Annotated in this window: 12 protein-coding genes; 3 read left to right on the top strand and 9 right to left on the bottom strand. The window is 73.6% G+C overall.

The window, feature by feature from the left end; all coding sequences use genetic code 11:
• Positions 1–5 precede the first annotated feature (5 nt).
• The 5 genes from RM844_RS03640 to RM844_RS03620 all read right to left on the bottom strand — a co-directional run bounded on the left by RM844_RS03640 (position 6) and on the right by RM844_RS03620 (position 3907).
• On the bottom strand, positions 6–455 hold the full coding sequence (locus RM844_RS03640; protein WP_311664651.1) for a TadE/TadG family type IV pilus assembly protein: 450 nt from the start codon (positions 453–455) through the stop codon (positions 6–8).
• Positions 456–459: 4 nt separating this feature from the next.
• Complete coding sequence (locus tag RM844_RS03635) at positions 460–843, bottom strand: TadE/TadG family type IV pilus assembly protein (RefSeq protein WP_311664649.1); 384 nt, start codon at positions 841–843, stop codon at positions 460–462.
• Positions 840–2060: an AAA family ATPase gene (locus RM844_RS03630; RefSeq protein ID WP_311664647.1), complete on the bottom strand. Its 1221-nt coding sequence runs from the start codon at positions 2058–2060 to the stop codon at positions 840–842. Before RM844_RS03630 ends, RM844_RS03635 begins: the two co-directional genes overlap by 4 nt.
• Before the next feature lie 16 nt (positions 2061–2076).
• A complete protein-coding gene (cpaB, locus tag RM844_RS03625) occupies positions 2077–2826 on the bottom strand; it encodes a Flp pilus assembly protein CpaB (protein WP_311664645.1) in 750 nt (249 codons plus the stop codon).
• Positions 2827–3010: 184 nt separating this feature from the next.
• Positions 3011–3907 (bottom strand): hypothetical protein, encoded by an 897-nt coding sequence (locus tag RM844_RS03620; RefSeq protein WP_311664643.1) that lies wholly within the window; start codon positions 3905–3907, stop codon positions 3011–3013.
• Positions 3908–4222: 315 nt separating this feature from the next.
• Between RM844_RS03620 and RM844_RS03615 the strand changes: the two genes are divergently transcribed.
• Positions 4223–5266, top strand: a complete 1044-nt coding sequence (locus tag RM844_RS03615) for a chitinase (RefSeq protein WP_394814415.1) — start codon at positions 4223–4225, stop codon at positions 5264–5266.
• A gap of 121 nt (positions 5267–5387) precedes the next feature.
• Here RM844_RS03615 and RM844_RS03610 read toward each other — a convergent pair whose 3' ends face one another.
• The 3 genes from RM844_RS03610 to RM844_RS03600 are packed head-to-tail and all read right to left on the bottom strand — an operon-like array spanning position 5388 to position 8732.
• Positions 5388–6659 (bottom strand): type III PLP-dependent enzyme domain-containing protein, encoded by a 1272-nt coding sequence (locus tag RM844_RS03610; RefSeq protein WP_311664641.1) that lies wholly within the window; start codon positions 6657–6659, stop codon positions 5388–5390.
• A gap of 16 nt (positions 6660–6675) precedes the next feature.
• Positions 6676–8229, bottom strand: coding sequence for a PH domain-containing protein (locus RM844_RS03605; protein ID WP_311664639.1), 1554 nt, complete (start codon positions 8227–8229; stop codon positions 6676–6678).
• Positions 8226–8732, bottom strand: coding sequence for a PH domain-containing protein (locus tag RM844_RS03600; protein ID WP_311664637.1), 507 nt, complete (start codon positions 8730–8732; stop codon positions 8226–8228). Before RM844_RS03600 ends, RM844_RS03605 begins: the two co-directional genes overlap by 4 nt.
• Before the next feature lie 215 nt (positions 8733–8947).
• On the opposite strand from RM844_RS03600, the gene RM844_RS03595 reads away from it, so the two are divergent.
• Positions 8948–9523, top strand: coding sequence for a TetR/AcrR family transcriptional regulator (locus RM844_RS03595; RefSeq protein ID WP_311664635.1), 576 nt, complete (start codon positions 8948–8950; stop codon positions 9521–9523).
• A gap of 93 nt (positions 9524–9616) precedes the next feature.
• Positions 9617–10831, top strand: a complete 1215-nt coding sequence (locus tag RM844_RS03590; protein ID WP_311664633.1) for a pyridoxal phosphate-dependent aminotransferase — start codon at positions 9617–9619, stop codon at positions 10829–10831.
• 121 nt (positions 10832–10952) lie between these two features.
• On the opposite strand, the gene RM844_RS03585 is transcribed toward RM844_RS03590, so the two are convergent.
• Positions 10953–12818: a phosphoenolpyruvate carboxykinase (GTP) gene (locus RM844_RS03585; protein WP_311664630.1), complete on the bottom strand. Its 1866-nt coding sequence runs from the start codon at positions 12816–12818 to the stop codon at positions 10953–10955.
• Between the last annotated feature and the right edge of the window lie 171 nt (positions 12819–12989).

Genomic DNA, 12989 nt, shown 5'->3' with positions numbered 1-12989 from the left:
GCGGGTCAGTCGCAGGGCATGGTCACCGTTCTTGAGGCGCGGCCGAGGCCGTTGAAGAACGGGAGGACCGTGGGCACGTCGACGCTGGCGGTGACGGTGGCCTCGTCGCCACAGGGGCTCAGCTCGAAGCTGGCGTCCGCGGCCAGCGCTGGGCTCAGCGCGGCCCGGCCGCTGGCGGCGTACTGGTCGGCGATCTCCTCCTGGGCCGCGGTGCGGGCGGCGGCCCGGGCGGCGGAGCCGGCCTGCAGGGCGGCATACCCGACCAGCCCCAACTGGAGTGCGGCCAGGGCGACCACGACCAGCAGCGGCAGCCAGCCGGCGAACTCGACGGCGGTGACCCCGCGGTCGGCCCGCCAGCGGCCGAGCCGGCCGTCGACCGAGCGCCGGCCGTCCGGTGAGCGCGGGCCGGGAGCCGGGGGCGGGCCGGCGGCCGGGTACCGGCGGGGGCGGCACATCCGCTCAGCCCTCCTCGGTGGCGCCGGCGGTACCGGTGATCGTCAGCGGCAGGTTGAAGGCACCGGGGAAGAGCACCGGGACCCGCAGCCCGACGCGCGCGGTGCGCACCTCGCCGTTCATCGGGCAGTCCACGGATATCTCCCACGCGTCCGGCACGTGCTCCGCGGCGGCGCTGGCACAGGCGCCCTGCGGGTCGCCCTGGGCGGCGGCCGCGGCCCTGGCGCCCTCGTCGGCGGCGTTCCCGGCCAGCGAGAAGGTGTAACCGATCAGCACGCACTGCCAGATGACCGCCAGCATCAGCAGCATCAGCGGGAAGAGCCCGGCGAACTCCACCATCACCGCGCCCCGGTCGGCCGCCCGACGCAACCGCCCGGCCCGGGCCGTCACGACCGTCTCCCCCGGCGTCGGCTCGACCGCGCGCCCTGCGGCGCGGCGAGACCCAGCTCGGCGGCCAGCTCCCACATGGCGCGGCGCACCTGGCCGCGCGGGTCCAGATCCTGCACCCGGCCGGCGTCGGTGGCCTCCCGCAGCTCCTTGTAGGCGGCCGGGATCAGGCTGCGGGCGACCTGGGTGCCGGTGATCCGGCCGACCAGCTGGGGCTGGATGTGGCTGGTCCGGGAGTGCCGGTTGATCACCGTCAGGGTGTCCTGCGCCTTGCGGATACGCAGCCGGTCCCACATCCGCACCATGCGGTTGACCGCGCGGACCGCGATCACGTCCGGGGTGGTGACCAGGAGCGCCACGTCGGCCAACTCGACGGCGGTGGCCGTCGCGCCGTTCATCTGGGAGCCGCAGTCAACGATCACCACGTCGAACCGGGACCTGACGGCGGTCAGCAGCTGGCGGGCGGTCGCGTCGGTGACGTCCTCGCCACGCTCGCCCTCGGCGGGCGCGATCAGCATCGACAGGCCCGTCTCGTGGGTGAACACCGCCTCGGCCAGCACCTGCGGAGTGATGTCGGCGATGCCGGCCAGGTCGGCGACCGAGCGGCGGAACTGCACGTCGAAGTAGGAGCCGACATCGCCGCAGAGCAGGTCCAGGTCGACCAGCACGGCGCCCCGGTCGAAGCCGCCGGACCGCTGGGCGGCCAGCGCGAGCTGGGTGGCGAGCAGGGTGCCGCCGACGCCGCCCTTGGCGCCGGAGACGGCGACGATCCGACCGCCGGGGCCGGCCGGGACGCTCTCCCCGCCGCCGAGGTGGCGGCGCATCCCGGCGGCCCACTGCGCGGCGGCGCCGACCCGGACGGCCAACTCGTCGAAGGAGGCCGGCAGTCCGGCGAGACCTCGGGCGCCGGCGTCCATCGCCGCCGCGTAGAGCCCGGGGGTGGGCTCGGCGGAGACCAGCACCACGCCCACCGCGGGGAAGCGCAGGGCGACCTCGCGGATCAGCTCCAGCGCGGGCAGCGGCCCCACGCCCTGGTGGATGACCACGACCTCGGGCAGCCCGCTGAGCGACTCGTTGGCCAGGGCGGCGAGGGTGTCCAGCAGGGTGGTCGAGTCGGGCACCGGGCGCAACGGCTCGCTGTCGGGCAGTTGGCTGAGCAGCGTTATCAGGGAGCGGGCGGTGTCCGAGTCGCCCACCACGGGGAGAATCCGGATCGTCAACGGTGCCACCTGCTTCCTAGGGGAAGAGCTCGTCGAGACCGGCGTGCGGATCGCCGACGATGTCACCCATGATGGTGTATGTGCGCTCCTCCGGGGGGATTTCGGTCTCCTCCCCGGGGGCCACCAGCGCCAGCCGCACCTGCTCGGCGAACGCCTCGGCGTAGGTGACGCGTTGGGCGTCGGTGTTGTCCAACGCGAAGGTGATCGGCACGGCCTCCATGGTGGCCCGGTCCTCGTCGTCCACCTCGGTCAGCTCGCCGACCTCGATGACCTCGGCGTTGTTCACCATGAGGCGGACGATCTCGAACTCGTCCTCCGAGTCGCCGGACTGCTGCCTGACCCGGAAGGCCGCGTACATGTTGATGGTGGCGCCCGGGTAGATCTTGCCGGCCACGCCGGTGGAGGCGTCGATCATCACCGCGATCTCCTGCTGGCCCGGGTCGAGTTCGGGCCGGTCGGAGAGCATGTCGGCCTGGAGCAGCGAGCCCGCGCGCAGCGGGGCGGCGGCGACCTGGTCGGTCAGCTCGTCGAGGTCGGTGACGGCGGAGTCCGGCAGGTAGCGCTCCGGCATGGAGACCTCGGTCAGCTGGTCGGCCGTGACCTCCTGGTACGGCTCGACGTCCTCGACCAGCTCGTAGGCGGTGGTCTCCGGACCGACCTTGGACTCCACGTCGTTGACGAGGGCGACCACGCCGGCGAAGGCGCCGAGGGCGAGGACCAGGGAGAGCACCAGCAGCAGCAGGCCGCGCCGCTGACGAGCGTTCATCGGGGACTCCTCGGGTGGGTGCCCCCGTCGTCGGGCGGGGAGGTCGGCGCTGGTCGTGGGCCGGGCCGCACGGCGGCGGGGAACGCGCCCCACGCTCTCGAACGACCCGCGCGCTCATGGTACTTGGCGGCGGGGGCGGGCGGACGCTGACGGCCGAAACGGCCGCCGGGCGGCCGGCGGCCGGTCATCCGGCGGCTCCGGCGGCTCCAGGCACCAGGGCCCGGCGACTGCTGGCGGTGAGGGCCTTCTGGCGCTGCTCCATGGGCAGCAGCGGCGAGGAGCAGAAGGCGCAGCGGTCCCCGATCAGGGTGAGGCCGCACCAGTGGCACGCCTCCTGCCGCATGGAGCTGACCATCTGGTAGAGCAGGGACACGTCGGGGACGGCCGCGGCGAACTCGACCAGCTTGCCCGTGGCCCACCAGGAGCTGGACTCGCCGGGCAGCTCCACCGGGTGGAGCGCCTGGACCTGCCAGCGCCTGGCCAGCGTGCCGGTGACCCACTCACTGCCGAGGGAGCCGACGGCGTAGGTCAGCGCGGTGGAGAACTGCGGCCCGGCGAGCGTGGCGCCGCCGTCGGTGCGCACCAACTGCGGGGTGGGGCCGGCCAGTACGGCACAGGGCCGGCCCGATGGCCGGGGGCCCTCCTGCGCGGCGGGCAGCGTGACCGGCACCTTGGCGAGCCGACTGCCGGAGTGCAACAGGGCGCCCGCGTAGATGTAGTGGGCCAGCAGCCGGGCGGAGGCACCGAGCACGCCGGGGCTGAAGTCGCAGACGGAGAGCTGCCGCAGCTGCCGGATCAGCACGGCGGTGCCCAGCGGGGGCAGCGCGCTGGGCAGCAGGGCCATCCGGTCGCTCTCCAGCACCGCCCGGATCGCGTGCAGGCGTTGCACGGTGGGCAGCGGGGTGGTCGTCGGGTAGACCGCTATCAGGTAGCCGTGCTGGTCGAGGACGCGGCCCAACTCGTCCAGCGCGGCGGGGAAGTCCTGCTGGGCCGGCGGGGTGAGCACATGGGCGCCCGGGGTGTGCGGGTCGGTGGGGGGCAGCACCAGATCGGCGCTGGTGACCGCGATGGCGATCGACATGCCTCTCCCCCTTTTCGGTTGAGGAGCCGTCCGTTGTCAGCATTCTCTGCCCGCCTGGCAGCCTATCGACTCCCACTGACAGGGAAACACCACGGTTGGCGACGGAAGCGTCACGACCGCTGACGCGCCCCGGCGCGTCCCGCGGCGGCCGGGCACCCGCGCATCCTGTCCAGACCATTGACAGCCCCCTCTGGTCTGGACCAATCTGCTGCTGCGACGGTGGCCACCGTTTTCCCCCGTGAACACCTCCCGCCGCCCGCCCGAACCACGGGCGCGGCCACGGGACTTCCCCCACATCTGCTGACGGAGGCGAACGTGCACAGCCTTGACTCGGATCGAACGACGCCGGCCGGACACCACCGCAGGGGTCGGCTGCCGCTGCGCCTGGGCGCGGCCGCGGCAGCCGGGGCGCTCCTGGCCGCCGGCCTGGCCGGCGCGGCTACGGCGGTCGGCCCCGCCGAGGTCGCGCCGGCCGCGGTGCCGGCGCACACCCTGACCGGCTACTGGCACAACTTCGACAACGGCTCCACCGTGCTCAAACTCGGCGAGGTCTCCCCGCAGTTCGACATCATCGCGGTGTCCTTCGCGTCCTCGACCAGCACGCCGGGGCTGATCGACTTCGAGCTGGACCCGGTGCTCGGCTACGCGTCGGAACAGGAGTTCAAGGACGAGATCGCGGCCAAGCAGGCCGCGGGCGTCGCCGTGGTGCTCTCGGTCGGCGGCGCCGAGGACCACGTCACGGTCAACGACGCCGCCTCGGCCAGCGCCTTCGCCGAGTCGACCCTCGCGCTGATGGCCGAGTTCGGGTTCGACGGCGTGGACATCGACCTCGAACACGGCATCAACGCGACCTACCTGACGCAGGCCATGGAGGCCATCCACGCCGGCGCCGGGGACGACCTGGTGTACACCATGGCCCCGCAGACGCTGGACATGCAGAACACCTCCAGCGAGTACTTCCAACTGGCGCTGAACACCCGGGACTTCCTCACCGCGGTGCAGACCCAGTACTACAACAGCGGCTCGATGCTGGGCTGTGACGGCCAGGTGTACTCCGCCGGCACCGTGGACTTCCTGACCGCGCTGGCCTGCATCCAGCTGGAGAGCGGCCTGGCCGCCTCCCAGGTGGGGCTCGGCGTGCCGGCCACCCCGAACGCGGCCGGCTCCGGCTACGTGGACCCGCAGGTGGTCAACGACGCGCTGGACTGCCTGACCCGGGGCACCAGCTGCGGCTCCTTCGTGCCCGACCAGACCTACCCGGAGCTGCGCGGCGCCATGACCTGGTCGGTGAACTGGGACGCCCACGCGGGCCACAGCTGGTCCGACACGGTCGGCCCGCACGTGGACGCCCTGCCCTGATCCGACGTCGTACCGGACGCCGCCACCCGCCGGGCCCGACCCGGCGGGTGCCGCGGCGGTCGGACCGCTCCGGCCGGCGCACGCGCCGGGCGGAGACGGGTACCGGTCAGCGGGATGCCGGTCAGAAGTAGGTGCGGAGCAGCTCGACGACGGTGCCGTCCGCCCCGACCACCGGGATCATCGGCCACTTCTCGAAGATGGTGCACGGGTGCGACATGCCCAGCGCCACCCACTCCCCGACCGACGGGATCTCGGCGCCGGCCTCGGCCCGGACGAAGGCGTGCTGGTCGGCCAGGCGCGCGACGGTCAGCCCGGTGCCGGGCCGCCGCGCGCCGTCGGCCGCGCCGACCTCGACCACCTCGGGCAGGCCGAGGTCGTAGGCGATGTCCCGCTTACCGGCGTTGAGCAGTGCCAGCCCGGGCTCCGGCTGGGAGACCACCTGCGTCCACAGCAGGAACGCCGGCCGCAGCTCACCCTCCTGGGGAACCCGGCCGAACGGGGTGATGGCCCGGTAACGGCCGTGGTCATGGCTCACATAGGCGCCGGCGCGCAACATGGGCAGCACCGGCCGGGAGAACACGGGCAGCGCCGCGAAGCACTCGGCGAGCACGTCGAACCAGGCACTGCCGCCGGCGCTGAGGATGATCTCGGGGCTGTCGTCGAAGCGCCCCTCGGCGTCGAACGCGACGGCCAGCGCGACCAGTTGGTCCAGCCAGCCGCGCACCGACGCGGCGTCGGCTACGGGCAGCTCCCCCTCGTAGCCGGCCACCCCGACGAGCCGGAGCGTGCCGGCACGGGCCACCGCGTCGGCCACCGCGCCGGCCACCGCCGGCTCCCGCACCCCGCTCCGGCCACCGGGGGCGCCCCACTCGACCACCACCTCCAGCGGCCGGGCCGCGCCGGCGGTCCGCAGCGCCGCGTCCATCAGACCGACCCCGGCGACCGAGTCCACGTAGACGACGCAGCGGAACTCCGGGTCGGCGGCCAGCTCGCCGGCCAACCAGGCCAGCGCCGCCGCGTCCACCACCTCGTTGGCCAGGAAGATCCGGCGCACCCCGAAGGCCCTGGCCACCCGCGCCTGGTGCGGCACGGCCACCGTGATCCCCCAGGCGCCCAGGTCGAGTTGGCGTTGGAAGAGTGCCGGCGCCATCGAGGTCTTGCCGTGCGGCGCGAGCGCCAGCCCGTGCCGCTCGGCGAAGGCCGCCAGCGTCCGGACGTTGTGCTCCAACGCCTCGGCCGACGCCGTCAGCAGCGGGGTGGTGAAGCCACCGCGTCGGAAGTCCCGGCGCTCGGCGGCCAACTCGCCGACGGTGCGGCCGGCGGCGTCCGGCGGCAGCCCCTTGAACCGGCTGTCCACGATCTCCTGGGCGAGCTGGTCGAGCGGGCTGGCCATGGGGCTGCTCCGGTGGTCAGGGGGCTGGACGCCCCGACCCTATGCGCGGCCCTGGCACGCTGCCACCCTCCCGGAAGGTCGTCACCACGGGCAGCGCCGACACCGCCAGCGGCAGCGCCTCGGCCACCGCCAGGTCGCGGGCCGCGTACGAGCCCTCGCCGGCCGCCGTGCTGACCCGGACCGTGGCCAGGCCCAACCGCCGTTGCAGCGGGGACTGCCGGATGCACACACCGCTGACGGCGGTGCGCCGCAGTGCCGAGGTGCTCCGGGTCATCGCCCCGGCCCGCAGCACCAGGTAGTCGTCCGTCACCGCGTGGCCCAGGGAGCGGTACCCGGCGAAGGCCAGGCCGAGCGCCAACGGCCCGACCACCCCGAGGGCCACCGCCCAGGCCGGCCGCCCCAGCGGCGCCACCGCCAGGGCGGCGGCGGCCGCCACCCACAGCGCCCACACCAGCCGCCGGCGCAGGGCCGCCGCCGGGTGCCGCGTCAGCGGCGCGGTCAGCGGGTCGTCGCCGAGGACGGCGGCGGCCACCCGGAGGGCGGCCCGGCGCGGCCCGCGCGGCAGCAGCGTCACTCCCTCGCTCCACCAGAAGACGCCCGTGGTGATGAGGCTGGTGTCCGTGGTGCCGAGCCAGCGCCACAGCAGCGGCTCGGAGATGGTCGCCCCGCGGGTCCTGGCCTCGTCCCGCACGGCCTCCCGGGTCCTGAACAGGCCGCGCCGGGTGCGGAGCACGCTGCCGCCGTGCTCTCCCGGCTCGCGGGTCAGCCGGAAGAAGGCCTGGCTGGTGAAGAACTGGGTGCCCATACCGACCGCGCCGACCACCACCACCAGCGCGAAGCCGAAGCCGAATGCGCCCACGGCGCCCAGCTGCCACGCGTCCACCGCGGAACGGAACCAGCCGACCAGGTCGACCCCGAAGGCGCCCAGGGTGACCTGCGCCCCGAAGAGCAGGCCGCCGGCACAGACCAGCGCCCAGATACCGAACAGGTTGTATACGACCCACCGCCGGTCGAACTCGGCCAGCGCCGGCTCCCGGGCCTCCGCCGTCGGCTCCTCCTCCGGCGCGCCGGTCAGCTCCCGGCGGAGCCGCTCGGCCGCGTCCCGGGACAGCGCGTCCAGGACGAGCGCCGCCTCCATCGCCGTACTGGTCTGACCGGCGCCGATGGTGACCCGGCGCACCCCGGCCACCCGGTGGATCAGCCGGGCGTCGACGTCCACCGTGCGTATCCGCTCCCGGGCGACCGACCGGGAGCTGCGCACCAGCAGCCCGGCACGGCACTCCAGGTGGGTCTCGGTGAGCCGGTACCGGGTGGTCAGCCAGCGCACCAGGTCGACCAGCGCGCCCCACAGGCCCCAGCCCGCCAGCACCAGCAGCGGCCAGGTCACCATCGTGCCACCGGCGTCGAGGAAGACCATGGTGAGGACGCCGGGCAGCATCGACAGCACCGCGCGCAGCCCATCCGCCCAGATCAGCTTCGGGTCGAGCCGACGCCAGGGCGGCTCGACAGCCGGCGCGGCCCGCGGCGACGGCTCGACCGCCGGCGCGGCGGCCGGCCCGGCGGCGGTCATGTGGCGTCGCCCGGAGTGCGGCGGGTGATCTCGGTGAGCCGCTCGGCCGCGGCCTCGGCGGTCGCCGGGGCCAGCCCGCGGATGGTGATGGCGCCGCTGGAGGAGGCCGTGGTGACCACCAGCGTGGCAAGCCCGAGCAGCTGTTCCACCGGGCCCCGCACCGTGTCCACCGTCTGTATCCGGGAGATCGGGGCGATCCGCCACTGCCGGACGATCCATCCCTCCGCCGCGAAGACCGCCTCCTCGGTGCTCTCCCAACGGTGCACGCGGTAGCGCCAGTTGGGCATCACCAGGACGTAGAGCGGGAGCAGCACCGCGGCGGCGACCAGCAGCGGCCCCGTCCACGGTCGGGCCGCCGACCAGGACCAGTGGACCAGCGCCAGGCCACCGACCAGCGGCAGCACCAGGGCGAGCGCCCGCGCCGCCCACAGCGCGATCGCGCGCCGCTCCACCCGGTGGTGTGGCTGGCGCAGCGCGATCCGACGCCCGACGAGCGGGGACACCGACGAGGACGCCGACGACATCAGCGAGGGGGGCGCCGACGAGGGACCCGGAGCTGAGGCCCCGGGGGGCGGGACAGCCGGCACCCCCGGTGGCGCAGATGAGTTCACCATGGGACAGAGTGTCTCACGGATAGACGACAGCGGCCAACAGGAAACTCGCCGCCCCTTCTCCGGCCACCTCGTCCCGGCCCGGGAGCGCGCTTACTATGGACGCCATGGCAGCGACGGTCTCCTCTTCCGCGGGAACCCTCGCCCGCACCCGCCGGGCGATCCTCGACGCGGCGATCGAGGTGTTCGCGCGCGACACGGCAGCCGCCATGGGGGAGATCGCCCGGGCCGCCGAGGTCGGCCGCAGCACGTTGCACCGCTACTTCCCCGACCGGTCCGCGCTGGTCCGGGCCCTCCAGGTGGACTGCGCCGAGGCCGCGCAGCGGCTGCTGACCGAGGCCAGGCTCGACGACGGCCCGGTCAACGAGGCCTTCCGCCGGCTGGTGCGGGCCATGTTCGAGCTGGGCCCCCGGATCAACTTCCTCTTCAGCGAGGTCAACTCGGCCGACTGGGACGACGCGGCCTGGGAGCAGGCGCACATCCCGATCGCCCGGCTCTTCCAGCGCGGCCAGCAGGAGTGCTACTTCGACTGCGAGCTGGAGCTGGACTGGTTCATCCGCACCCTGTGGTACCTGATCTCGGCCGGCTGGGAGTCGATGGACGAGGACGGCGTGCCCCGGTACATCGCCCTGGACCGGGTCATCAGGACCCTGGAGAACGGCGTCCGCGAACCCCGCGACTGAGCCGCCCACCGCCCGCGCCACCCGGCCGGCGCCCCCGCCCGGGTGGGCGAAAACACACGGCGTCCGGCGTTACACGGCCGTAAGGTAACGAGCATGACGCAGGTGATCCAGTCGGCCAAGCTCGCCAATGTCTGCTACGAGATCCGGGGCCCGGTTCTTGAGGAGGCACAGCGGCTGGAGGCGGCAGGTCACCGCATCCTCAAGCTCAACACGGGAAACCCGGCGGCCTTCGGCTTCGACTGTCCTCCCGAGATCCTGGAGGACGTGCTCCGCAACATGTCCGAGGCGCACGGCTACGGAGACGCCAAGGGCCTGCTCTCCGCCCGCCGGGCGATCACCCAGCACTACCAGACCAAGGGCGTGGAGCTCTCGGTCGAGGACATCTACCTCGGCAACGGCGTCTCCGAGCTGATCCAGATGTCGATGCAGGCGCTGCTGGACGACGGTGACGAGGTGCTCGTCCCGGCCCCCGACTACCCGCTGTGGACGGCCTCGGTCGCGCTCGCCGGCGGGACCGCCGTGCACTACCGCTGCGACGAGCAGTCCGACTGGATGCCGGACATCGCCGACATCGAGCGGAAGATCACCGACCGCACCCGGGCGCTGGTGGTGATCAACCCGAACAACCCCACCGGCGCGGTGTACGACGAGGAGATGCTGCGCCAGCTCACCGACGTGGCCAGGCGCCACCGGCTGGTGCTCTGCTCGGACGAGATCTACGACCGCATCCTCTACGACGGCGCCACCCACACCTCCACCGCCGTGGTCGCGCCCGACCTGATGACGCTCACCTTCAACGGGCTATCGAAGAACTACCGGGTGGCCGGCTTCCGGTGCGGCTGGCTGGCCGTCTGCGGCCCCAAGGAGCACGCGACCAGCTACATCGAGGGCCTGACCATCCTGGCCAACATGCGGCTGTGCGCCAACATGCCGGCGCAGCACGCGGTGGCGGCCGCGCTCTTCGGCCGGCAGTCGATCGAGCAGCTGGTGCTGCCGGGCGGCCGGATCAAGGAGCAGCGGGACATCGCGCACCGGATGCTCACCGACATCCCCGGGGTGACCTGCGTCAAGCCCAGAGGCGCGCTGTACGCCTTCCCCCGACTGGACCCCAAGGTCTACAAGGTCAAGGACGACCGGCAGATGGTCCTCGACCTGCTCCGCACCGAGAAGATCATGACCGTGCACGGGACGGGCTTCAACTGGCCGGAGCCGGACCACTTCCGGATCGTCACCCTGCCGGCGGCGGACGAGCTGGCCGACGCGATCAGCCGGATCGGCCGCTTCCTCGACGGGTACGCGCAGTTCTGACCGGGCGGGCGCAGCGCTGACCGACCCCGGCTTCCGCGGGCGCACTCCCCCGGAGATCGCGCCCCGAGACGCCGGAGGGGCGGCGCCGATCGGGCGCCGCCCCCCGGTCACGACCGGCCGCTCAGCCGGCGGTCCCGGTCCCGGTCGCCCGCTCGGCGTCGGCGAGCCGGCGCACCAGCTGGCGGTGCTCCTCCCACAGCCCCTCCGGGGTGTGGTCGCCGTAGGTCGCCAGGTGTTCCGGGATCAGCTCGGCCTCGGTGCGCCAGGCGGGCACGTCCACCTCGAAGAGCAGCTCGCGCTGCTCCGGCGTGAGGTCCAGCCCCTCGATGTCCAGCTCGCCGGGGGCGGGCAGCCGGCCGATCGGGGTGGCCACGCCCTCGGCCGTCCCGTCCAGCCGGTCCACGACCCACTTGAGCACCCGGATGTTCTCGCCGAAGCCGGGCCAGACGAAGGCGCCGTCGGCGTCCTTCCTGAACCAGTTGACGTAGAAGATCCGCGGCAGCCTGGCCGGGTCGCCGCCGCGCTCGCCCATGGCCAGCCAGTGGGCGAAGTAGTCCCCCATGTGGTAGCCGCAGAACGGCAGCATGGCGAACGGGTCCCGGCGCAGCTCGCCGACCGTGCCCTCGGCCGCGGCGGTCTTCTCGGAGGCCACGTTGGCGCCGAGGAAGACCCCGTGCCGCCAGGAGAGCGACTCCGTGACCAGCGGCACCGTGCTGGCCCTGCGGCCGCCGAAGAGGATCGCCGAGATCGGCACCCCCGCCGGGTCGGCCCACTCGGGGGCGATGGTCGGGCACTGGGCCGCCGGCACGGTGAACCGCGCGTTGGGGTGGGCGGCCGGCCGGCCGTCGGCCGGGGTCCACGGCTGGCCGCGCCAGTCGGTGAGCCGGGCGGGGGGCTCGGCGGTCATGCCCTCCCACCAGACGTCGCCGTCCTCGGTGAGCGCGACGTTGGTGAAGACCGCGTTGCCCCACAGGGTGCGCATCGCGTTGGCGTTGGTGTCCTCGCCGGTGCCCGGGGCCACCCCGAAGAAGCCGGCCTCGGGGTTGATGGCGCGCAGCTGGCCGTCCTCGTCGAACCGCATCCAGGCGATGTCGTCGCCGACCGTCTCCACCCGCCAGCCGGGCAGCGAGGGCCGCAGCATGGCGAGGTTGGTCTTGCCGCAGGCGGAGGGGAAGGCGGCGGCCACGTAGCGCGGCTCGCCGCCGTCCGGCGGGGTCAGCTTGAGGATCAGCATGTGCTCGGCGAGCCAGCCCTCGTCTCGGGCCATCACCGAGGCGATCCGCAGCGCGTAGCACTTCTTGCCGAGCAGCGCGTTGCCGCCGTAGCCGGAGCCGAAGGACCAGATCTCGCGGCTCTCCGGGAAGTGCGAGATGTACTTGGTCTCGTTGCACGGCCACGGCACGTCCGCCCGGCCGTCGGCCAGCGGGGCGCCCACGGAGTGCACGGCGCGCACGAAGTCCCCGTCCGCGCCCAGCTCCTCCAGCACCGCGCTGCCCATCCGGGTCATGGTGCGCATCGCGGTGACCACGTAGGCGGAGTCGGTGATCTCCACGCCCAGCGCGGACAGCGGGGAGCCCAGCGGGCCCATGCAGAACGGCACCACGTACATCGTCCGGCCGCGCATCGCGCCCCGGAAGAGCCCCCGCTCACCGGCGAGGATCTCGCGCATCTCGGCGGGCGCCAGCCAGTGGTTGGTGGGGCCGGCGTCCTCTTCGCGCTCGGCGCAGATGAAGGTCCGGTCCTCCACCCGCGCGACGTCGCTGGGGTCGGAGGCGGCGTAGTACGAGTTCGGCCGGCGGGCCGGGTCCAGCCGCTGGAAGGTGCCGCGGGCGACCAGCTCGGCGCACAGGCGGTCGTACTCCTCCTGGGAGCCGTCACACCACACGACCTGGTCGGGTTGGGTCAGCTCGGCGATCTCGGCCACCCACGCCCGCAGTGCACGGTGCGGGGTGGGGGCCTGGGTGGCGACGGGAGCTGAGGTCAGCATCGCGTTCGCTCCTGAGGGTTGAGGGTTTCGAGGGTTGTCCGCGCGGCGAACCGCACGCGGGCACGGCGACGTCGCACCGACGCCGAGCCCTGGTCGGGCGCTCATCCGAAGGGACCGCCCGCTCATCTGATACTGAACCCACTTCTCTTCTGTGTCTAGAGCAGCTCAGAT

This window comes from Streptomyces chisholmiae (assembly GCF_031845445.1).
GTDB classification, from domain to species: Bacteria; Actinomycetota; Actinomycetes; order Streptomycetales; family Streptomycetaceae; genus Streptomyces; species Streptomyces chisholmiae.
This window is presented reverse-complemented; position numbering and strand designations above follow the sequence as displayed.